At 38.1% G+C, this 21649-nt stretch carries 21 protein-coding genes; 6 read left to right on the forward strand and 15 right to left on the reverse strand.

Translation table 11 applies throughout. The features are described from left to right. Nucleotides 1-40: 40 nt before the first annotated feature. Nucleotides 41-1252, reverse strand: a complete 1212-nt coding sequence (locus B7E07_RS15030; protein ID WP_080849209.1) for an EAL domain-containing protein — start codon at nt 1250-1252, stop codon at nt 41-43. A gap of 160 nt (nt 1253-1412) precedes the next feature. Here B7E07_RS15030 and B7E07_RS15035 point away from each other — a divergent pair, with 160 nt between their 5' ends. Further along, the gene (locus tag B7E07_RS15035) at nt 1413-2165 is read left to right on the forward strand and encodes a C39 family peptidase (RefSeq protein ID WP_080846763.1); all 753 of its coding nucleotides are present in this window, start codon (nt 1413-1415) and stop codon (nt 2163-2165) included. A gap of 344 nt (nt 2166-2509) precedes the next feature. Here B7E07_RS15035 and fadH read toward each other — a convergent pair whose 3' ends face one another. Next, nucleotides 2510-3274 (reverse strand): 2,4-dienoyl-CoA reductase, encoded by a 765-nt coding sequence (gene fadH / locus B7E07_RS15040; RefSeq protein WP_080846766.1) that lies wholly within the window; start codon nt 3272-3274, stop codon nt 2510-2512. A gap of 201 nt (nt 3275-3475) precedes the next feature. On the opposite strand from fadH, the gene B7E07_RS15045 reads away from it, so the two are divergent. After that, nucleotides 3476-4342 (forward strand): metallophosphoesterase, encoded by an 867-nt coding sequence (locus B7E07_RS15045; protein ID WP_080846769.1) that lies wholly within the window; start codon nt 3476-3478, stop codon nt 4340-4342. 41 nt (nt 4343-4383) lie between these two features. Here the strand turns inward: B7E07_RS15045 and B7E07_RS15050 are convergent, their stop codons facing one another. Further along, nucleotides 4384-6489 (reverse strand): EAL domain-containing protein, encoded by a 2106-nt coding sequence (locus B7E07_RS15050; RefSeq protein WP_176215215.1) that lies wholly within the window; start codon nt 6487-6489, stop codon nt 4384-4386. Between the two features lie 170 nt (nt 6490-6659). Between B7E07_RS15050 and B7E07_RS15055 the strand changes: the two genes are divergently transcribed. Then, nucleotides 6660-7169 (forward strand): L,D-transpeptidase family protein, encoded by a 510-nt coding sequence (locus B7E07_RS15055; RefSeq protein WP_080846772.1) that lies wholly within the window; start codon nt 6660-6662, stop codon nt 7167-7169. Nucleotides 7170-7296: 127 nt separating this feature from the next. Further along, entirely contained in the window at nt 7297-7764 is a 468-nt protein-coding gene (locus tag B7E07_RS15060) for a YkyB family protein (protein ID WP_080846776.1), read from the forward strand. 67 nt (nt 7765-7831) lie between these two features. Here the strand turns inward: B7E07_RS15060 and B7E07_RS15065 are convergent, their stop codons facing one another. The 3 genes from B7E07_RS15065 to B7E07_RS15075 all read right to left on the reverse strand — a co-directional run bounded on the left by B7E07_RS15065 (nt 7832) and on the right by B7E07_RS15075 (nt 11177). Beyond that, complete coding sequence (locus tag B7E07_RS15065; RefSeq protein ID WP_080846778.1) at nt 7832-8737, reverse strand: chemotaxis protein; 906 nt, start codon at nt 8735-8737, stop codon at nt 7832-7834. Nucleotides 8738-9050: 313 nt separating this feature from the next. After that, nucleotides 9051-10373: an MFS transporter gene (locus B7E07_RS15070; protein ID WP_080846781.1), complete on the reverse strand. Its 1323-nt coding sequence runs from the start codon at nt 10371-10373 to the stop codon at nt 9051-9053. Nucleotides 10374-10652: 279 nt separating this feature from the next. Then, a complete protein-coding gene (locus B7E07_RS15075; RefSeq protein WP_257391461.1) occupies nt 10653-11177 on the reverse strand; it encodes an RDD family protein in 525 nt (174 codons plus the stop codon). Between the two features lie 222 nt (nt 11178-11399). Between B7E07_RS15075 and B7E07_RS15080 the strand changes: the two genes are divergently transcribed. Both B7E07_RS15080 and B7E07_RS15085 read left to right on the forward strand, forming a co-directional pair. After that, nucleotides 11400-11603, forward strand: coding sequence for a hypothetical protein (locus tag B7E07_RS15080; RefSeq protein WP_080846786.1), 204 nt, complete (start codon nt 11400-11402; stop codon nt 11601-11603). A 269-nt stretch (nt 11604-11872) separates the two neighbouring features. Then, complete coding sequence (locus B7E07_RS15085) at nt 11873-13042, forward strand: aminotransferase A (protein WP_080846789.1); 1170 nt, start codon at nt 11873-11875, stop codon at nt 13040-13042. Between the two features lie 297 nt (nt 13043-13339). On the opposite strand, the gene B7E07_RS23795 is transcribed toward B7E07_RS15085, so the two are convergent. From B7E07_RS23795 to B7E07_RS15125, 9 genes are all read right to left on the reverse strand, one after another. Beyond that, on the reverse strand, nt 13340-13516 hold the full coding sequence (locus B7E07_RS23795) for a hypothetical protein (protein WP_176215216.1): 177 nt from the start codon (nt 13514-13516) through the stop codon (nt 13340-13342). A gap of 72 nt (nt 13517-13588) precedes the next feature. Further along, nucleotides 13589-14473: an NAD(P)-dependent oxidoreductase gene (locus B7E07_RS15090; protein WP_373886074.1), complete on the reverse strand. Its 885-nt coding sequence runs from the start codon at nt 14471-14473 to the stop codon at nt 13589-13591. A 271-nt stretch (nt 14474-14744) separates the two neighbouring features. Beyond that, a complete protein-coding gene (locus B7E07_RS15095) occupies nt 14745-15203 on the reverse strand; it encodes a hypothetical protein (protein ID WP_257391462.1) in 459 nt (152 codons plus the stop codon). Between the two features lie 250 nt (nt 15204-15453). Next, nucleotides 15454-17169, reverse strand: coding sequence for a phosphoenolpyruvate--protein phosphotransferase (gene ptsP, locus B7E07_RS15100; protein ID WP_080846793.1), 1716 nt, complete (start codon nt 17167-17169; stop codon nt 15454-15456). After that, complete coding sequence (locus tag B7E07_RS15105; protein ID WP_080846797.1) at nt 17169-17435, reverse strand: phosphocarrier protein HPr; 267 nt, start codon at nt 17433-17435, stop codon at nt 17169-17171. Before B7E07_RS15105 ends, ptsP begins: the two co-directional genes overlap by 1 nt. A gap of 299 nt (nt 17436-17734) precedes the next feature. Next, nucleotides 17735-17995: a hypothetical protein gene (locus B7E07_RS15110; RefSeq protein WP_080846800.1), complete on the reverse strand. Its 261-nt coding sequence runs from the start codon at nt 17993-17995 to the stop codon at nt 17735-17737. A gap of 199 nt (nt 17996-18194) precedes the next feature. Beyond that, nucleotides 18195-19481, reverse strand: a complete 1287-nt coding sequence (locus tag B7E07_RS15115) for a hypothetical protein (protein ID WP_080846802.1) — start codon at nt 19479-19481, stop codon at nt 18195-18197. After that, nucleotides 19478-20674: a DUF58 domain-containing protein gene (locus B7E07_RS15120; RefSeq protein WP_080846804.1), complete on the reverse strand. Its 1197-nt coding sequence runs from the start codon at nt 20672-20674 to the stop codon at nt 19478-19480. The genes B7E07_RS15115 and B7E07_RS15120 overlap by 4 nt, the downstream gene beginning before the upstream one ends. Then, a complete protein-coding gene (locus B7E07_RS15125) occupies nt 20674-21612 on the reverse strand; it encodes an AAA family ATPase (protein WP_080846807.1) in 939 nt (312 codons plus the stop codon). The genes B7E07_RS15120 and B7E07_RS15125 overlap by 1 nt, the downstream gene beginning before the upstream one ends. Between the last annotated feature and the right edge of the window lie 37 nt (nt 21613-21649).

A 21649-nucleotide genomic window follows, 5' to 3' on the forward strand; every position in this document is an offset into this window, starting at 1 on the left:
CCTCGGAAAGCAAAAAAATATTCTTTCTGCATGTATCGGGTTAAATAAGTCCCTCATGTTCATATAAAAATGAATAAGAAATATCAATAAAAACATATTCATTTTCCTTTAACGGATATGAAAATGTGCGAATCATTTCTCCAGTTTCTATATCTGTATATAAATCAGATAATATCCCCTTTTTCATCCTTTTCATCTTCATTATATTTTCCAAAAAATAGGGGCGCCAACTCCAGTTTTTGTACAAATATTCTTGCTGCTGCAGCCAGTGATCATCCTGATAAAAAATATTCGGTGATTGCTGAAAGCCTTCCTCATCACAAATATACAAGCGAAAAGCAATATTTGTTAAACGATCAGCCATCTCTAAAAGCAATTCATTTTGATCCTGATTTTTATATTTCCCCACAAACTGCTGCATACGATGATTAAACTTATCCGTAAACTGATAAAAGGATTCCAGCTTTTTCTTTTCGTATGAAATGAATTGTTGACATTTTTGCCGAAGTTTTTCTTTTAAGATATCGCGATTGGCGAACTCGGAAGAAGGCTGCTGCAAATAGAACCCCTGATAATATCGTCCCCCATTACGCCAGGCAAATTGAAGCTGAAACTCCATTTCGATATTTTCAAACAAGAGGGTCGCTCCAATTTTTCTTGAAAGCATAGAAATGCTGTATAAAATATCATGAAAGCTTTGTTGGACAGTATTTGAGCGAAGTGCCTTTAAATCAACCTTTAAGATATGTGGAGCTAACTGGCCAATTCTATCCAGTTGCGTGCTGTCGGTGCCAAGTTTATCCACTGCTATTTTAATCCCATATGTTCTATAATAATTCAGCAAATGATCTAGATGATCGAGATCTCCCTGATAATTTTTCTCTGTTATTTCAATTACGATACGGTTAAGGGTCAGACCCTTCTCTTGAAATTCAAACAGGATATCCAGAAGCTGTTCACCATGATCATACATGATTAAATCTGCATCACGGTTTATAAAGATTAAAACATCTTCCTCAAGTAAATTGGACTGCTCCAGAGCTTTTCTCAATACTTCATTATCTACCTCAAGACGGTATTCTTCAGGTATGGTCTCGTCTTGAAAAAAAGGCCCTAAACTTACCACCTCATGCTCATTTCTATACCTTCCTAATACTTCATAACCAATAATTCGATGTTCGTCCGCACTAAAAATAGGTTGAAAAAAGGGGAAAACATTCTTTATATTCGCCATGACTTCTAATGGGTCCATCAAAGCCCTCCTTTCAATCAATAATTCATAATTATACCATATATTTCTTGTCAGCTTATACGTTCTTTTTTCTAAGCGTTTTGCCAGCAGCTTACTTTCATACAATCGTCCAGGCTTCACAAAATAAAGGCAAGAGCAAAATAGAAAGAAGGTTTTATTGATGCGTAATCTGTTTTTTATGGTCATCCTTCTTTTCCCTTTGCTCGCTTGCGGTCATACGGGCACAGCCTCTGAAGAGAGGCAAAAACCAAAAGGAACAGCACAAACCAACGTGTTAAAATCGCAGCATATGGAAAATAAGAAAAATGATCACAGTAAGGAAAGTATTAATTTAAACGTACCTTTAATCAAACAGAATCCTGAATTAAAATACGGCTGTGAAGTAACGAGCTTAGCGATGATGCTTCAATATGCTGGTGTGAAGACAAATAAAATGGAGTTGTATAAAAATATAAGCAAGGATTCAGACAAGCAAATAAAAAACAAGCATGACATTATTCAATGGGGAGATCCGGCAAAAGGGTTTGTTGGGGACATGACTGGAAAATCAGCAGGTTATGCAGTATTTGATGGTCCGATAGAGGATTTAGTGAACCAATACATGCCTGGACATGCTGTCAATTTAACGAAAAAAACGTTTCAGCAAGTCTTAGATCATATTGGCAATGGCTATCCAGCTGTCGTCTGGACAACAGGTGACTATAAGCTCCCAGACCGCTGGGAATCCTGGAAGCATCAAGACCAAACCATCAAAACTCCACTGGATCTACATGCTGTAGTGATAACAGGCTATGACCAGAAGTACGTCTACCTGAACGACCCCCTTTCCGGAAAAAAAGGAGTAAAAGTCGACAAAAACCAATTCGAAGCCTCCTGGAAAGCCCTACAATCCAGAGCAATAAGCTACTGGTAACAAGAAAAGCGCAGGCGGCTTGCCCAGGGGCGACAAGCATAAGACGAGCCAGGCGAAAGGTCGTTCTTTGACCTTTTGACTGGATTGGCTTATGACCTCGAGCCCCTAGCCGCCGGAGCTAGACACAAGAAAAGCGCAGGCGGCTCGCCCAGGGGCGACAAGCATAAGACGAGCCAGGCGAAAGGTCGTTCTTTGACCTTTTTACTGGATTGGCTTATGACCTCGAGCCCCTAGCCGCCGGAGCTAGACACAAGAAAAGCGCAGGCGGCTCGCCCAGGGGCGACAAGGATACTCTATCAGCAAGCCGGTCACGATACCGGCTTGCTGATTAACAAAATCATTCATTAAAATGGATATTGATTAAGATGCTGACCGCCATCCATTGTCATGCATTCTCCATTAATATATGCTGCATGGCTGGAAAATAGAAAATAAGCAAGCTCAGCAATTTCTTCCGGCTTCCCCAGCCTCTGCATGGGAACACTTTGAATCGTCCTTTGAGCGGCTTCCTCAGATTCCCAAAGCTTCTCAGCGCCTCCAGTCCGTTCAATCGGTCCTGGAGCAATTGCATTTACGCGGATTCCATATTTTCTGCCCCATTCAACCGCAAGCGTTCTAGTGAGCGATAACACACCTGCTTTTGCAGCAGCAGAATGAATTACTCCTGGACCTGCATCCCAAGCATATGTAGCAACCATATTCGTGATCGCCCCTTTGATCTCTTTCTCAATCCAATATTTCCCCACTTCACTGCAAGCATAAAAAGTTCCATTTAAAACAATATCAATAACAGCTTTCCATCCATTAGCACTTAGCTTTTCAGCAGGACAAAGAAAATTTCCAGCCGCATTATTCACTAGAAAATCAATCCGTCCAAATACTTCATCTGTTTCACGAATCATACGCTGTACATCATCTAATTCTCTTACGTCCATTTGGACCGCATGAACTTGTCCTGAAAATGTCTCTATTTGCTTCTTCGCTGTCTCTAGCTTTTCAGCATCTCTACCTGTAATAACCACATATGCTTTTCCCTCTGCAAACCGTTTCGCCATATATTTTCCCATACCGTTTGATCCGCCTGTAACAATGACAACCTTATTTTCCATTTAGATCCCCCTAAAAAATGAATGGTTATTCATTATTCATTTTAACATTTCATAACGGAATATTCTAACTATTTTTATCATGTAATAGAATAAAAGCGATGTAAAACCTTCCATATAGTCTTAGCAGTTAATTTCTTTTGTTTAGAGATATAGTTTGTTAGTATTATAGAATGAACAAACAAAGATAGGTTGGAACACTTCATGCCAAAAAAAATGACAAGAAGAGGATTTCTAAGAAGATCATTTGGGACTTTATTTGGAGTTGCCGCGGCAGGGACAGGCGGCTATTATTATGCCCATGAAATCGAACCAAAGCTTTTGAAAACAGAACATTTAACCATCAGCAGCCCAAATATTCCTGAAAACTTTACTGATCTTAAGATCATCCAGTTTAGTGACACGCATCTTGGCTTTCATTGTGAAATTGAGGATTTAGAAAAATTGGTTGATAAAATAAATCGTCTCGAGCCTGACATTGTCCTATTTACTGGTGATTTAATGGACGAACCAAATATGTATTCTGAAACTCAAGCAATCGTACCTGTTCTAAACAAGCTAAATGCGGCTATTGGTAAGTTTGCAATCTATGGAAACCATGATCACGGAGGATATGGAACAGATATTTATAAAGATATTATTGAACAAAGCAGTTTTACCTTATTAAAAAACAGCCATCGGAAAATACAAATTGGCGAACAGGCATTATATATACTTGGAATTGATGATGCTATGCTCGGAAAGCCAAACATACAGGCCGCTCTGGAAGGTATTCCAAACGATGCCTATACCATTTTGTTATCTCATGCTCCTGATTTAGCAGAACCTGCAGCTGAATTGGGCATTAATCTGCAGCTGAGTGGTCATAGCCATGGCGGCCAAATACAGCTTCCTTTCTTAGGCGCGCTTGTTAAACCCCCACATGCCACTCAATACTATGAGGGTTTTTATACGGTTGGATCTATTAACCCACTTACCTTATATGTCAATCGCGGCATTGGAACCACAAGACTGCCTTTTCGTTTTCTCTGCAGACCAGAATTAACGCTATTTACATTAAAAAAGGCATAAAAAAACGCAGAGTGGAAATCTCTGCGTTTTTTGCTGCCTTCCTATTCTTTCAGCATCATAATGTTCTCAATCTCTTCTGCAGGAAGCGGGCGATAATAATAATAGCCCTGCGCATAGGCACAATCTGCTTCTATTAGGAATTGCGCCTGTTCTTTTCTCTCTACTCCTTCTGCAATGACATCCATCCCTAAACTTTTCGCAAGATGGATGATTGTCGTTGTAATCGCAGCATCTTTATCATTCGTAAGTACATCTCTGACAAACGACTGATCAATTTTTAATACATCTATTGGGAACTGCTTTAAATAACTGAGTGAAGAATAACCTGTACCAAAATCGTCCACCGACACCATAATCCCCAGTTTTTTCAACTTGTTCAGGATCGGTATAGCAGCATCTGTGTCCTGCATAGTTCCTTCTGTTATTTCCACTTCTAAGAGCTCAGGTGAAATATCATACTTAACAATGGCAAGGCGGATCGTATCTACGAGATTGTGATCCTGGAATTGACGCGGAGAAATATTGACAGCAATTCGAAACTGCCTGTTCAATCGCTCTGACCACTGTTTAATTTGACTGCAGGCTGTATCAATTACCCATTGCCCAATTGGTAAAATGAGGCCTGTTTCTTCGGCAAGAGGAATAAATTCTGCTGGAGAAATAAAGCCAAATTCTTTAGAGTGCCAGCGCAGCAGCCCTTCAAAACTGATAATTTCATTACTCGCAAGCTCTACCTGTGGCTGATAGTATAATGATAACTCGTCATTTTCCAATGCTTTTCGCAAGTGTGTCTCCAGTTCAACAACATTTCGATGAACCTTAACCATATTACCCTGATAAAACTGAAAATGGGCTTTTCCTTTTTCTTTCACTCGGAACAATGCTTCATCTGCCGCTTTTATTAAGCTTTCCACATTCTGCCCATCATAAGGATATAAACTAATGCCAATACTTGGCGTAATATAATATTCACTTGAATCAAAATAAAAAGATTGTTTAAAGCTGTCTAATATCTTCTGAGCAAACCTATTTGCATCCTCTCTATTTGTAAAGGTCAGCAATATGATAAATTCATCTCCGCCCTGCCGATAAACAGAGTAATCTCGATATTCAAACTGACATAACCTTTCTGCGACTTTCTTTAAAATCTCATCCCCCACTAAATGCCCAAAAGAATCATTGATATATTTAAAACGGTCCAGATCTATATAAAGCAAAGCCGTTTCGCTAGTTTTTGCTTTTTCTGTTTCCAAATGCTCGTCCAGCCCTTTTAATAGTGCTCTTCGATTTGGAAGACCTGTTAATTGATCATGATAAGACATTTTGGCGATCATTTCAGCATTCTTTGTCAGCTGAGAAAGATCCCGAATAATTGCATAGATCCCACTTACCTGCTGATTAATGACAATAGGAAGCAATTTTAAATGAACTTGAACAATCTCGCCATTTTTATGGATAAATCGGCAATCAAGGGTTTCAGAAGCGATACCATTTTTTGTTTTAGAAAATACTTGCTGAAAATGACAATCATCTTCTTCATAAATGTAATCTGCAATCGAACATGAAGTGAATTGTTCAAGACTATAGCCTGTGATCGTTTTCCCAGCCGGATTCATATCGACTACTCTGCCGCTCATATCAAGTGTAATGACACCATCTAAATTATGGTCAACAATGGATCTGGCCCTTTGCTCACTTTCTATCAGCTGATTTTTTTCCATCAGACTAACGGTAATATCTCTTGTAACTGAAACCACATATCGGACTATACCTTCTTCATCCATTACAGGTGTTAAAATAGACTCACCGGTTAGCTTACTGCCATCTGCTAAATTTACTTCATCTGTAAAAATCATGGTCTGTTTATGAACTGCAACTTTTTCGTAGTTCATTTGCAGTGTTTTTGCCACTTGAGCTGGCATTATTTCTTCAAAGGTTTTGCCTACATAATCATTTGATAAATTGGCATGTCTACTCGCTGGTTCATTGGCGAACAAATAAGTAAAACCAAATTGTTCATCCACTTTCATAATAAACACCATATCGTTTATATAATAAAAGATTAGTTCGAAAATAATCTTTTCTAATTTTTCACTTACTTTATCCTTATCTAGCTCTCTTGCCAGCATATTTTTAAAGTGCTCCATCTAACCATCCTCACGAAGTGTGTATACTGACTGTTACCTGTAACCTATTTTACATGATTCAGTTCATAAGAATATAAAAATCCTGCAATTTTTCAACATTTTCTTTTTATTTATAAGGTCATATAGCCTTTCAACATTCATACACATAAAGTGAATCGTCAATAGAGAGGATGTTATCTTTGTTTATTCATATTGTACAATCTGGTGAAACATTAAATACCATTGCTATGAATTATCGGCGAAGCATTCAAAGTCTGATGAAGGCAAACCCCGCAATCACCAATCCAAACAATATTTATACCGGTCAGAGAATAAGAATTCCTGGTTTGCCAGATCCGAATACAATCCCATATACAATTATTGTTTCCAAAAACAGCAGAACCCTAACCCTCTTAAGAAATGGCATGGTCCAAAAAACGTTTCCTGTCGCGATCGGGAAGATGTTGACTTCAACCCCCTCTGGAAACTTCATCATTGTAAACAGGGAGCCAAATCCTGGCGGCCCTTTTGGTGTTATGTGGCTGACATTGTCTAAATCCGGATATGGAATTCACGGAACGAATAATCCCAGCTCAATCGGAAAAGCAGTATCCAACGGCTGTATTCGCATGTATAATCATGATGTTCTTGAACTGGCTTCAATTGTGCCAAACGGAACAGCAGTATCCATTCAGCCATAATCTCTCCATTTTGCAAACATATGAAGTAAGAAAGATATCCATTTACTCCACAATTCCTTTTCAAGATTAAAGCATCGGGGTATAATAGAATATATACCCCGTATATTAATGGAAGGAGATTAATATTTTGAATTCAGACAGGAAGCAACATCCTCAACTGCAGCCAACGGTTGATAACCTCTCACAAGCTATCTTCACGGTTAATCGTCATGCTAAAACAGCAACGAACCCTAAATTTCTATACAAATTGAAGCAGGTTGCTCTGCAAAAAATGCTTAAAAAAGGTTTGGCAGAAAAAGTTGGATTGCATTTTTCCGCTAATCCTAAATACAGTCAGCAGCAATCTGACGTTTTAGTGAAATGCGGAGACTACACTTTTCATCTTCCACCATCTAAACAGGATTTTGATAATCTTCCGCATCTTGGAAAATTAGATCAAACCATTCGAAATCCCCGTTCTTCTGTTTCACTAAACGCTGCAAAGCAGCTATTAATAGCCTATACTGGGTTAAGTGAACCGAATCGTGCTTCGCAGCCGCAAAAAAAGGAGTACACTAAGCCTGTATTTAAAAAGCTTGGTCAAAGCTATTTTTAAGTCAGAAAAAAAGCAAAGGATCTCCTTTGCTTTTTTCTTTTATTGTGATGGGGAATGGAAGAACTCATCACAAAGCATGTTTATCAATTAGTAATACCAGCTCTGCTATTTCCGGTTTGCTGACTTGAGCATCAGCACCAACCATTTGGCCTTTATGGCGCAGATCATCCGTTATGAGAGAAGAAAAGATGATAACTGGAAGCTTAGAGAGCTTCGAGTCTTCCTTAATCCTTCTCGTAAGGTGATGACCGTCCATCTGCGGCATTTCAATATCAGTTATAACCAGCTGAATCTCATCTTCAATTTTTTTCCCTTCGGCAGTAAGAGACTCTAAATAACGGAATGCATCTTGTCCATTTTCGAAAAATTCGACTTGGTCAAATCCAGCTTCACTTAATGTATCATGCAATAAGTTCCGCAGGAGAGGCGAATCCTCAGCAACAATTAGTTTTTTATCTGAACGCTCGCGTTTACCCAGCTTTTGAACTCTTTGTATATTAATTCCTGACTCAGGATTAATCTCTGTGACAATTTTTTCGAAGTCCAATAGCAAAATCATTTCTCCGTGCAGCTTTATTACTCCAATAATCGGGCTGTTGCTTCCCTGATACATGTCTGACGGCTTTTCAATCTGGTTCCAAGAAATACGGTGGATTTGCGTTACATTGTGAACATGAAAGACAATTTTCTGTTTATTAAATTCTGTCACGATAAATTTATCCATTTCAGGACTCTTAGAAGCTGGCAGTGCCAATGCCTTTTCCACGTTAACGACAGGCAGCACTTCACCTCGCAGCTCAATAATCCCCTCTACATTTTGATGTGCATGTGGAATCGGAATGATTGGCGCAGGATTAATAATCTCTTTTACTTTAATGACGTTAATCCCAAATTTATTTTTTCCAACTGAAAATTCAACAATTTCTAATTCATTTGTTCCACTTTCTAATAAAATCCCTTTGTTTTGATCCATGGCTAAATCGCCCTTCCTAATGTTGGTGAAAGTCTATGAGTGCTAGTACTTATGAATATTTATACCTAATATACCATGAATGCCCCCACATTTTTATTAAATTTTACTGGAAGTTTGTCTGTACTTCATGATTATTTTGTAAAGGAGAAGGGACAAAACTAATCCCCCACTCCATTTCACTCATGTTTGAAAGATATATTTAAACAATAAAAACCGAATCATTAGAAGAATTCACTTCTAAAAGATTCGGTTCCATAGTCTTATTTAATATTATGTCCCAGCCTCAAGTACCCTAGGCCAAAACAAGCATGAGCTAGCCTTGAATAGCTTCCTGCTTAATCTTTGAGTGAACAATTAAGCCAATAATCGTTAAGATGATGAGCGAGCCCAGCGCAAGCCGGCTTGCAATATTTCCATAGTCAGCGAATACAAGGGTAATCGTACCGTATAAAAACGGACCTACAATGGAAGATACTTTTCCTGAAAAAGCAAATAATCCAAAGAATTGACCTCGTTTGTTTTCAGGAGTCAGCTCGACGATATACGATCTTGTAGTTACCCACATGGAACCTAAAGCAACACCAAACATACTTCCTGCTATCCAAAACATCAGCTCATTAACAGCAAAAGTTCCAATGATTAATGCGACTAGCAGCAAAATACCAACATATCGTACAGATTTATAAGATCCCTTCGCTTTAGTTACATAGCCAAATACGAAAGAACCAATAATACTTGAAATGGTTGAAACTAAATAGAGCAAAATGAACTGACCAGTCGAAAAGCCGATAATGGCTTTTGCATATACAGCCATCATCGCAATGGTTGTTGAAATCGCATCATTTAAGAAGAAGTAGGCAATCATAAACGTAAAAATGGCCTTATGCGCCTTCATTTCCTTAAATGTTTGATAAATTTCTTTGTACCCTGATATAAAAGAAGCTTTCTTTTGATCTTTTACTGGAACTGGCTTATCTTTTACAAAGAAAAATAATGGCAATGAAAACAATAAGAATAAAATAGCAGTAGGAATGAAGGCTCGATGAAAACCACTATCCCCAACATATAAATACACCGTTAAACCGATTAATGTACCGATATACCCTACAGCAACTCCAAAGCCAGAGATCAAAGGAATATCTTTCTTCTCACCAAGATCAGAAATCATCGTATCGTAAAATACTAAACTGGAATGGAAGAAGAACTTAGCTACAACAAAACTGACAACAACGAGTGCTAAGCTAAGCGGCAGGCCCCAAACGGTTCCTTCTATTTGCGAACCGGCAAAGACGCCCATTAAGAAGGTTGCAGCCACTGAAATAAGGGTAAAAATAATAACGTATTTTCTCTTTTTGCCTGTCCGGTCAATCATGACCCCAAAGAGCGGTGAAAATATGACCAGAAAGAAACTGGCGACTGCATTAGAATAAGAAATAAACGTACTGGCGATTTGATCTAGAACCTCGTTTTCCCCTACTACCTCCTGCAAGTAGAATGGAAAGAAAATGGTGTTAATATTAGATGAAAAAATGGTATTTGCAAAATCGTATAAGGCCCATGAAATAATTGGCAGCGTTAAATACAGCTTCCACGAGCTAAGCTGAGGTTTATTCTGAACTGCTTTTTCTGCACCCATTTGAAAAGCTCCTCTCTGATCTATAAATTGTACAAATATTAAATATGTATAGGTTTATGTGCACTGGTTAGTATCCCTGAACCCTAAGGGACTTTTCTTATCAGTGGTGATGGATATGATGTCACCCTCCTTTTCTACCATATATATTCCATATAAAGAGCAGATACCCTCTTAAATAAATATATAGTTTACGTAAATTTTCATATCTTATTATGTAAATAAAAAATTGAAAGCTGTACTGCATCTGTAACAGACAGCTTTCAACGATTAAACTAAAACCTATTTTTTTATGACAACAGTACCTGCAATAAGATCATGCAAGGCTTGCTTTTTTTCTGTAAAAGCAGCGATTATATATCCGATAAGTAAAATTCCAGATAAAAAACTCATAGCCGCATATCGCCCTAATGCTCTCCAAAAAGAAATTCTTCTTCCCTGTAAATCACTAACCTTTAGCCCAAGAAGTTTTTTACCTACTGTTCCTTGCCATTTGGAAGCGTGCAGTCCTGCAAAATAAGCAATTGATATAATAAATGAAATACCGATGATTGCAAACAAAGAAACAATATACCGAATAACTAGATCCATTTCCTGTTCAGCTGTTAAGGTCTCGATATAGGGGTCATTCATTAAAATCAAAACGGCATCTGAAGTGCCCAGTGAGATCATAAATATGGCAATTCCAAGCAAGGCAAGCGGGATTCCAACAATAAGAGAATCAATAAGATAAGCTGCAAAACGAATCCAGAATCCGGCCAATTCATTGTGACTATTAACATTTTCTTTTTCTAAAATGGCGTTCAAACCTAGTTCCTCCAATCTAATATTTACCATTATAATTACATTATATATGTTAAGGGTAAACTTACATGATTTCAACGTTTTTTAAGTACGATTATCTCATGCGAAAGTATGATAATTATGTGAATTTAATCACAAAATTATAGACTTACATCTGCTTCAGTCATACAATGAACATAAGGTTAAACAAAAACCATAATATAAGTAAAGAGGTGTATTGGACCAATGAAAGGAACAGCAATCCTTTATCGTGAGGACCAGTCAGTTACGATTATTGAAGATGTCGAACAATCTGTATTCGAAGACATCAAAAAACAATGCGGATGCGAAAACTGCAATACAAAAATTGAGAATCAGATCATTAACTATGGTACAGTATCTCCGGCACTCTGGCATGAAGATGAAGTTGATTGGGATTATGGTTATTAAGTAAAGATCAAGATCTTAACGTAAACCTAAGGCTAGGACCTGAATATTTAAGACGATTATAAAACCGAGTGGTTAGGAAGTCATCTTCTAATCATTCGGTTTTTTTATCATTATGAATTTGCAACCGATCGTTATATCTCCTCCTTCTGTTATAATATCTCCTTTAAAACCCATTTTTCCATTTACTCTCTCAGTTGTTTGGCCAAAACTCCTTTCACTGTCAGAAAAACTGCGTTAAAATATGATTAATTAAGCGTGAGGTGAAATCATTGGAACATTTGATTAATCAAAAGGTAAAAGAAATTGAGATCTCAGGTATTAGGAAATTTTTTAATTTAGTTGCAGATACAAAAGATATGGTATCTTTAACGATTGGCCAGCCTGATTTTCCCACACCTGAGCATGTAAAAGCAGCAGGGAAACAAGCAATTGATGATAATTTTACTACATATACTCATAATGCTGGTGATTTAAGGGTGCGTAAAGCAGCCAGTGCTTACGTAAAAGAAAAATACGATTTATCCTATCAGCCCGAAGATGAAGTAATTCTTACCATTGGAGCTAGCGAAGCCATTGATATTACATTCCGAACAATCCTTGAGGAAGGTTGCGAGGTGATTTTACCTGGGCCAGTATATCCTGGGTATGAACCAATCGTTAAATTATGCGGTGCCGTACCCGTCTATGCCGATATTACAAATAATCAATTCCGATTTACTGCAGACTTGATTAAAGAGCATATAAGCGACAAAACACGGTGTATTGTTCTTCCCTATCCCTCCAATCCTACAGGAGTCAGCTTAACAAAAGAAGAACTGACTGATATTGCTGAGCTTGTAAGAGGAAAGGATATTTTTATTCTTGCCGACGAAATATACAGTGAGCTTGTTTACGGAAAAAACCATTTTTCTATTGGGACGATCTTAAAAGAACAAACCATTATTATTAATGGATTATCTAAATCACATTCTATGACCGGCTGGAGAATTGGGTTGTTGTTTGCTCCTGCATCTATTTGCAGGCATATTTTGAAGGTTCATCAGTATAATGCTACCTGTGCAACCTCTATATCACAGATGGCTGCGCTTGAAGCTTTAACCACTGGAAAAGATGATGCCCTTCCTATGAGAATGCAATATGAACAACGCAGAGACTATGTTTACAGAAGACTTCAGAATATGGGGCTTGATGTGGTAAAACCTGATGGAGCATTTTACTTTTTCATTAAAATTCCTTCTGTTTCTCATAGCTCATTCGATTTTGCACTTGAACTAGTTGAAAAAGCAGGAGTAGCAACAGTGCCTGGCAGCGCGTTCTCCTCGTATGGTGAAGGGTATATTAGGATTTCATTTGCCTATTCATTAGAGACATTAAAAACAGGCTTAGATCGAATTGAAGCTTATTTAAAAGAAAACGAGGCTGTGACAAAACGAAATTAATCTTTCTAAAACACGAATATTCACTATCTTGGTTTGGGTGTTTAAACAAGTCCGTTCCATAGCGCTGCGGACCCTGTTTTTTCGTGGGATCATAAGCTGAGCCTCCTCGAAGCAAAGCTTCTGCGAGGTCTCCCTTTTCCTCTATTGCCCACAGGAGTCGAGTGTCCTCCGCTCCATTTCACTCATGTTAATAAAATATATTTTATAATCATAAATAAAAAAACCGAATGATTAGAAAGATAACTTCCTAACCATTCGGTTCTATGAGTGTGTTAAATACTTATGTCCCAGCCTCAATTACCCTTTATATTTTCCGTTATTTTTAGCTGCTTTCTCTTTTTTAGCTTTATTGTGGTGCTCCTTATTATTAGCAGCACTTCCTAATTCATGAGCAAATTCGGTATCTGCAACAGCTGAATCAAAGCCTTTTTTGTTTTTTTGATCTGGTCTGTTCTTACTTGCCTTTTTTACCATCGTGTAGAACCTCCTCCTCTAGTTGGTCAACTTATTTTTTGTCTGAGGAGGATTTCAAATTCGTAAAATAACTTATTGCCAGTATTTATATAGTGCTTGTGTACCGCTGTTTTCTTCTCCTTTTTCTGCAAGCTCAGCGTACATTTTTTTAGCCAAGGACAAACCTGGTGTCATCATGCCCATTCGCTCTGCTTCTTCCAAGGCAATATTCATATCTTTAATAAAATGCTTGATATAAAAGCCTGGTTCAAAATCACCTTTCGTCATACGAGGCGCTAAGTTTGATAATGACCAGCTGCCTGCAGCACCTGCTGAAATACTCTTTAGGACTTGTTCCGGATCCAAACCAGCTTTTTCTGCATAAACAACAGCTTCACTTACACCTATCATATTGGACGCAATGGCAATCTGATTACACATTTTCGTATGCTGACCAGAACCAGCCAGGCCCTGATAAACTATATTTTGTCCCAGCAATTCAAAAATTGGCTTTACCTCAGCAAAATCCGCCTCTTTACCGCCAGCCATAATCGTTAGTCTTGCTTCCTTTGCCCCTATATCTCCACCAGATACGGGTGCATCAATTGCTTTCATTCCCTTGGATTCAGCTTCTTGAGAAATACGCTCTGCTAAAGAAGGGGTTGATGTTGTCATATCAATTAAGTATGTATCCTGTTTACCATGCGGTATTAAGCCATTTTCTCCAAGATAGACTTCTTCCACATCGTGCGGATAGCCAACAATCGTAATAATTACATTTGCTTTTTGTGCCAAATCTTTAGGGGTCTCTGCCCATACTGCTCCCTTTTCTAAAAGCGATGCTGCTTTCTCCTTTGTTCTTGTATAAACAACTAGAGGATATCCTGCTTTAAGCAAATGCCCTGCCATACTGCTTCCCATTACACCTGTTCCAATAAATCCAATGACTGTATTTTCAGTGTTTTTCAAATCATCCATCCTCTCAATATTTTCTTCTATTTTACCATTTATCTTAGAAGGGTTTAAACTGAAAGGAATTTGATTATTCTTTACGAATACTGTTTTCGCAAGCTTTGTTGCTTTTACATTCATGTACAAAGATTTCCACATCAGAGTACGATCTTTCAGGCGGGTCGGGTGCTTAGCCTGAGCAGGAGTCTCCCACTCTTTCGTTTCAATCAACAGATATATTACTTTAAAAAGTGATTATTAAAACAACAATTGCTCAGAAAAGAGCCTTACGAAACAATTATATCTGTGACCAGAATTGATTTAAGTATGTTTGAGCAATGACTTCATCATTTGAAATCATTTCCACAGAAATCGCATTGCCGTTTACAATCATCTCTTCGATATCAAAGACATGCAAATCTTTTAACAGAGGAAGCGGGTTCATATAAATAAAATTCCCATTCTCTTCATCTGCAGCGATTATGCGGCCATCCGCCACCTCTTCTGCTCCATACATGATTTGATCCGATCCAATAGCCGCAGCAAGCTCTTGATTATGTATTGTCACTCGAACCTTGTAAACCTCATGATTTTCAAGCATCTTTTCATTCATTTTAAAACGAAATTGCAATTCGTTTCCTTTTGTCAGCATGACTTCTGCATGCTGGTTTACAATCGATTGCGGAGAACCAAATGAACAGGCTGAAATCATCAGTCCCACAGTAAACAAAGCAGCAAGCATTCCAATTTTTCTCATGTAAAATTCCTCCTTTTCAATAAACTGTCCTTTTAAAAGGGGGATTAAACATATGAAAAGAAAATCGTTCAGAAGGAGGGTTAATACACTTAATCAAACAAAAAAATAAACTGACCAAAAAGCTGGTCAGTTTAATAAGGGGGGAAAATGAGAAAATTTTCAGCTTGCTTAGCCTTCTAAGCACTTATTTCTCTATTCCCGATATCAGTTTATTTAAACATTTTTTAAAAAGTTGGGCTTATTCTATTCCTTAAGCCATTGTTGCAGTTTTGACTGCTTGTTCAACTTCTTCAGCAGTGTTCATCTGCAGAGCTTGTACGGCTAATGCTTCCATTTCCGTTCGATTCAATTTGCTGATAAGCGAACGTGCTTTAAGAATAGATGTAGCACTCATGGAGAATTCATCAAGACCCAGACCTAACAATAAAGGAATAGCTGTTTCGTCTCCAGCCATTTCTCCACACATGCCTGTCCATTTACCTTCCTTGTGAGAAGCATCAATGACCATTTTAACAAGGCGAAGAATAGCAGGGTTGTATGGCTGATACAAGTAAGATACTCTTTCATTCATACGGTCTGCTGCCATTGTATATTGAATTAAATCGTTCGTACCGATACTGAAGAAATCAACTTCTTTAGCAAATTGCTCAGCCATTACTGCTGTTGAAGGAATTTCAACCATAATTCCGATTTCAATATCCTCTGCAATCTTAGCACCCTCAGAAACAAGTTTATCTTTCTCTTCTAAAAGAATAGCTTTTGCTTGTCTGAATTCATCTAATGTAGCAATCATCGGGAACATAATTTTTAAGTTTCCGTATGAGCTAGCACGCAGAAGTGCACGCAGCTGAGTTCTAAACATATCTTGCTCTTCTAAACATAGACGAATCGCACGGAATCCAAGGAATGGATTCATTTCCTTTGGCAAGTCAAGATAAGGAAGCTCCTTATCGCCGCCAATATCCAATGTACGCACGACAACAGGCTTACCTTTCATGCCTTCTAGCACAGCTTTATACGATTCAAACTGCTCTTCCTCAGTCGGCAGGCTATCTCTTCCCATATATAAAAATTCAGTACGGTAAAGACCAACCGCTTCACCGCCATTGTTCACAACACCTTCTAAATCTTTAGGTGTTCCAATGTTAGCAGCAAGCTCTACATGGTGTCCATCAGCAGAAACAGTCTTTTCATTTACAAGTTTCGCCCATTCTGCCTTCTGTTCTTCATATTTACGTGCTTCATTTTCATATTCAGCAATAACCTCAGGAGTTGGGTTGATATGTACAAGCCCTTTAATTCCGTCAACAATAACCGTATCACCATTCTCGATATCTCTAGTAGAGAATTTAGTTCCAACTACCGCTGGAATCTCCATTGATCTTGCCATAATGGCTGAATGTGAAGTTCTGCCGCCGATATCAGTTGTGAAGCCCTTAACATATTGACGGTTAAGCTGAGCCGTATCAGAAGGTGTTAAATCTTCTGCAATAATAACAGCCTCTTCACTGATCATGCTTGGGTTCACAATTTTCACGTTAAGCAAATGTGCCAGCACTCGTTTTGTTACGTCACGGATATCTGCTGCACGCTCTTGCATATATTCATTGTCCATTTGTTCAAACATGGAAACAAACATATCTGCAGTTTCCTTTAGAGCAACTTCTGCATTTACTTGTTCGTTTTTAATTTTATCTTCAATTGGTGAGATCAGTTCAGGGTCACTCAGAACAAGCAAATGAGCATCAAAAATCGCTGCTTTATCAGCACCAAGCTGTTCATTTGCGTTATCTCTAATGACCTCCAACTCGCCCTTAGATGTGGAAAGAGCTAATTGAAAACGTGCAATCTCTTCCGCTGTATCATTGACTGTCTTTTTCTCAAAAGACAGATCAGGTTCAACTAAGCGGTATGCTTTTGCAATCGCAATACCGCTTGATGCTGCAATCCCCTGTAAAAAGCTCATTATTCAGCCAATCCTTCTTTTTTCAAGGTTTCTTCTAATGCATTAAGAGCATCCTGCTCGTCACTGCCAGCTGCACTAATTGTGATATCTGCACCTTGGCCCACACCTAAAGACATTACGCCCATAATTGATTTTAAGTTCACTTTTTTGCCTTTATACTCTAAGTTGATATCAGAATCAAATTTGCTCGCTGCTTGTACAAGCAATGTTGCAGGACGTGCATGAATTCCAGTATCTGCGATTACTTTAAATTGTTTTTCAACCATTTTGTTCAATCTCCTTTATCATCCTAAAATAGTGAATTTGAGTTGTCTCACTAACTTAAATAGATAAGACAATGAAAATTATTTATTCAGGCTGAGCTTTCGTTCGACCTGTTAGACTGTCTTATTTTTCCCTTATAATCTTTATTCATGTATGATAAAAATAAAGTTTTACATCACAAAACATTTAAGTGTCAGACAACCTGTACCTCAAAAAAAAGAATAGCACTTCCCCTCTTTTTATACAATGGAAATGCTTTATTTTTTGCTGTTTAATGTAAGTTTTTTTACGTCAAACGCTTTCATTTTCCAATGATTTCTTTTTTCATTTTCACTGTATTTAGCCCTATTCTCATTTTCATAATGGTACCTTTTAAAACCACCTCATGATCACAAGGTCGTCCTATATACAAGTCAGATAGTTCATTTACAGAACGAGCCAAAACTTCAACAACCTGTCTTAAATCTTCTTCTTTGTATGATATCCGATCTTCAAGCAGCTCCTGCAGAATCTCCTTCGATAAACTCTTCACTCTCAGCGCTTTCTCTAACTCCCTTTTCATTTCATCGCCAGCCTTTCACCTTTTTTCCATTATATGATGGCTTGTGCTTACGAATGTCTTTAGCATGGGGAATTGATGAAAAAAAGCCTAGTTTGCTTTGGTCAATACCGAAGAGGACTACAGGATTATTGAAACATTCTTGGATTTTTCATTCATCATCCTGCAGATTGTGTTAAGACTGCAGGATGATGAAGAAATTTTATTGTTTTTTCTTGCTGGAGGAGAATTGTGATAGTACTTTGTTTTTCAACGAATTTGAAGGCACTTTTCCTTCTTTCTCCAGGACTTTGTAGATCTTTTTCATTTCTGACTTCTTCTTTGTTATATATTCTTTAAACAGCTTATACTCTTTTTGTGTACCCATTTCATCTCCATATCTAACCTTTTCATAGATAGAAATAAGTTCTCTGCTCCCTGTTAATCCTATCCTTTGAAACCATTCAGTTATTGCTTCATAATCGTTTCTTCCCATATGAAGCTTGGCTGCATACTTTTCAAATTGATAAATCTCCTTCCGAATCACATCATCAGGAGCGGAAGAATGCCATTGAAATTTATTTTTACCATCCTTATCATTAAATGTTGATGAAATCGTAAAAGCTGCTTTTTCCTCAGCGCTAACAGCTACCGGAGTTTTCGCCTTCTTAATAACAAAATAAAAGAAGAATATACAAGCGGCAATAAATAGAATGTAAAAGAGGATGGTCAAATCAAAAGGTTCTCGTGCAGCTTCCGAAATGATGTTTGTTGAGAGTTCGTCATCAAGATTTTCCGTCTCCGGAATCTCCTGCGTTTCAACTTCCATCTCTTTTCCTTCAGTCCACATAAACAATGGAGCCGCTAAGAGTCCACCCACAGCAGCAATACCTTCTAAAAACAGAAAGAACAGCCATTTAATTATGCTCATTCCTATCGTAAACACCAGTGAAACCGCCGTAATACCTCCAACAATATAGAAAAAATACTTAGAGAATTGCCTTTTTTCATGCTGATCTGTTTCAACTGGCAATAGTCTCCTTATAAATCCTCCAATCAAAAAGACTGCCAGCTGCAAAATTAAGATGGTTACAATTTGACTGCTATTAGCGGTTGTTGCCATTTGAGATACAAATAATAAGACTCCTCCTATAACAAAAGTCATTAATAGCCAATAGCCTGTCTGTTCACTATCTTTATTTTTCATCATCACACTTGTCCGCCAAAATAAAAGAACAGCCAAACCAATCAGTAAAAGAACAGGAAATCCAAAAGCAATTCCAGCAACTAAAACGCACGGAAATACCAGTGCAAGAAATAGGACGTTTTGTTTGTCTGGATACTTTTCTATTAGCCATAAAAACAAGGCAGCTGCAGGCACGAGGACCACAAATAGTGCACCTAATGAAAAATAACCATTTATTAAGGTGTAATAGACACAGATTAACATGCTTCCAAAAAGGATTTCAGACAATAATATAATCAAATTATTCAACAGAGAAGACTTCATGACGACACCACTTTTCTTTTCACGATCGTCTTCTTTTGAATCATTGCATGTTCACCCTGAAGGAGCAGGTCATAAAAGGATACCCCTTTTTGTGCTAACAGCTGCAAAGAATCAGCATGCTTCGGCTCTTTACCTCCATGTAAAAAAAACGGCTGAATTGAAAGATGACGATTATAAAATGACAGCATTTTTTCATATGGATAAATGGAACCATGCGCATCTACTAATGCGAGCATTTCTAAAACCTTTTGCAAGTGCTGCTTTCCGGTTCCAGCTGGTATGTAATAAAAAGGGGTATTGCCAGCTAACCGGATATTAATGCATAAAGAAAAAGGGATATTCATCTGAACAAAATAATAAGCCAGATCAGCCGTACTTTTTAATAGTTCCTCTATTTCTCCGGTAATTGAATGGCGATCTGAAATATTAATAGAAAGATTCCAGCCGGTCTCTGCCACTTTATCAAATATTTTTGTCTGTAATACCTGCTTTCTGGCAGTTGCCTTCCAATGAATTCGATTAAAGCTGTCAGAGCGGCTGTAATCCCTTGTTCCGGCAGGCGCTAATAAATCTTCAAATAAGGAAAAAGGGGCTTCAGAGTCTCCCTGCCGATCTGTCATTAGGATATTTTTATTTTTCACCGTCAACGTCTGTGGATAAACGAGTGCTTCCTGCATCATTAGCTGGTTATATTCAAGAACTGTTTCCCCTAATCCAAAAAAGTGAGGAATATGGAGTTCCATTTTTCGTATTTTAGCCAACCCTCTATTTCTGGCAACAAAGGGAATCCGTATGATATTGCTTTGCCTGAAATTAATCGAAAACGGAATGCTGACCTCATAAATAGACAATCTTGGTACATATTTCTCATCAGAAGGCGAAACAACATCATCAAAATAGACCAGCAGTTCGCCTTTCATAATTGGCACGCCACGATTTTCAAAGTGAAGAATCCATTCTCCGCTTTCCTCCGAAAAAAATTTATCCCTCCGCTTCTGATCATGGAAGATCAGATTCTTTCCAGCCAGCTTTAAATACTTTTTATTGCTGTAGCTAAGGATGATGACTGTAACCGCAGCAAAGAAAACTGGCCATGAGTTAAAGTAAAGGGATGCAAAAAATAAAATAATCGCTATCAGTCCAGTGACTGAGAAATATTGATCTTCTACGGTATACTTTCTCCATTGTTTCATTAAATACTACCTGTTTCTACAGGTACTGGCACTGATTCAAGCACATCCTCCAGCACATTTGTCATCGTTTTGGTTAATGACGCCTCAGTTGACAGAATAAGTCTATGACCGAGTACATGAGGCACCATACGTTTAACATCCTCTGGGATTACAAATGTACGATTTTGTAAATAGGCGGTTCCCTGTGCTGCCTTCATGAGCGCCAATGCGGCACGCGGACTTGCGCCAAGGTCAATATCTGGATGCTGCCTTGTTTTGCGGATCACTTCGACGATATATTCCTCCACTGCATCATTTATTTTAATCTGCTGAACTTCCTTTTTCATTTGCATGATTTCATCATGGCTTAAAATGGCTTCAAGTTCAGCTCCTGCAGATCCTAATCGGCCATTTCGCAGAATGATTTTCTCTTCTTCGATGCTGGGATAGCTCATTTCTATTTTAAATAAAAACCTGTCCATTTGAGCCGCCGGAAGCTGGAAAGTACCCTGTTGTGAGTCCACTGGATTTTGCGTTGCAATGACCATAAAAGGTTCCTGCACTTTTACTGAAATACCGTCGATTGTTACTTGTCTTTCTTCCATTACCTCAAGTAAACTTGACTGTGTTCTTGGGGTTGCACGATTGATTTCATCTGCAAGCACAATATTGGCAACAATTGGACCAGGACGCAATTCAAATTCCTGGCTTTTCGGATTGAAAAACTGTATTCCCGTTACATCACTTGGAAGAACATCCGGTGTAAACTGGATTCTGGAAAACTCCCCATTTATACAGCTGGAGAAAGACTTGGCAAGCTGGGTCTTTCCAGTACCCGGTACACTTTCAAGGAGAATATGACCATTAAAAAGGAGTGCAATCGCTAATAAATCTATTTCCTCCTCCTTACCAATGATTACTTTTGAAATTTCTGATTTTAAGTTTGATAATTGTTCCATAAGCCCTCCTGTGCAGTTACAATCCTTTGTATTGATC

This window comes from Cytobacillus gottheilii, from assembly GCF_900166665.1.
Lineage (GTDB): Bacteria > Bacillota > Bacilli > Bacillales > Cytobacillaceae > Cytobacillus > Cytobacillus gottheilii_A.

Excerpts from the sequence above, each read along its gene's own strand:
- B7E07_RS15030 (WP_080849209.1), bottom strand. The coding sequence starts at position 1,252 with ATGGACCCATTAGAAGTCATGGCGAATATAAAGAATGTTTTCCCCTTT.
- B7E07_RS15035 (WP_080846763.1), top strand. The coding sequence starts at position 1,413 with ATGCGTAATCTGTTTTTTATGGTCATCCTTCTTTTCCCTTTGCTCGCT.
- fadH (WP_080846766.1), bottom strand. The coding sequence starts at position 3,274 with ATGGAAAATAAGGTTGTCATTGTTACAGGCGGATCAAACGGTATGGGA.
- B7E07_RS15045 (WP_080846769.1), top strand. The coding sequence starts at position 3,476 with ATGCCAAAAAAAATGACAAGAAGAGGATTTCTAAGAAGATCATTTGGG.
- B7E07_RS15050 (WP_176215215.1), bottom strand. The coding sequence starts at position 6,489 with ATGGAGCACTTTAAAAATATGCTGGCAAGAGAGCTAGATAAGGATAAA.
- B7E07_RS15055 (WP_080846772.1), top strand. The coding sequence starts at position 6,660 with ATGTTATCTTTGTTTATTCATATTGTACAATCTGGTGAAACATTAAAT.
- B7E07_RS15065 (WP_080846778.1), bottom strand. The coding sequence starts at position 8,737 with ATGGATCAAAACAAAGGGATTTTATTAGAAAGTGGAACAAATGAATTA.
- B7E07_RS15070 (WP_080846781.1), bottom strand. The coding sequence starts at position 10,373 with ATGGGTGCAGAAAAAGCAGTTCAGAATAAACCTCAGCTTAGCTCGTGG.
- B7E07_RS15080 (WP_080846786.1), top strand. The coding sequence starts at position 11,400 with ATGAAAGGAACAGCAATCCTTTATCGTGAGGACCAGTCAGTTACGATT.
- B7E07_RS23795 (WP_176215216.1), bottom strand. The coding sequence starts at position 13,516 with ATGGTAAAAAAGGCAAGTAAGAACAGACCAGATCAAAAAAACAAAAAA.
- B7E07_RS15090 (WP_373886074.1), bottom strand. The coding sequence starts at position 14,473 with ATGGATGATTTGAAAAACACTGAAAATACAGTCATTGGATTTATTGGA.
- B7E07_RS15095 (WP_257391462.1), bottom strand. The coding sequence starts at position 15,203 with ATGAGAAAAATTGGAATGCTTGCTGCTTTGTTTACTGTGGGACTGATG.
- ptsP (WP_080846793.1), bottom strand. The coding sequence starts at position 17,169 with ATGAGCTTTTTACAGGGGATTGCAGCATCAAGCGGTATTGCGATTGCA.
- B7E07_RS15105 (WP_080846797.1), bottom strand. The coding sequence starts at position 17,435 with ATGGTTGAAAAACAATTTAAAGTAATCGCAGATACTGGAATTCATGCA.
- B7E07_RS15110 (WP_080846800.1), bottom strand. The coding sequence starts at position 17,995 with ATGAAAAGGGAGTTAGAGAAAGCGCTGAGAGTGAAGAGTTTATCGAAG.
- B7E07_RS15115 (WP_080846802.1), bottom strand. The coding sequence starts at position 19,481 with ATGAAGTCTTCTCTGTTGAATAATTTGATTATATTATTGTCTGAAATC.
- B7E07_RS15120 (WP_080846804.1), bottom strand. The coding sequence starts at position 20,674 with ATGAAACAATGGAGAAAGTATACCGTAGAAGATCAATATTTCTCAGTC.
- B7E07_RS15125 (WP_080846807.1), bottom strand. The coding sequence starts at position 21,612 with ATGGAACAATTATCAAACTTAAAATCAGAAATTTCAAAAGTAATCATT.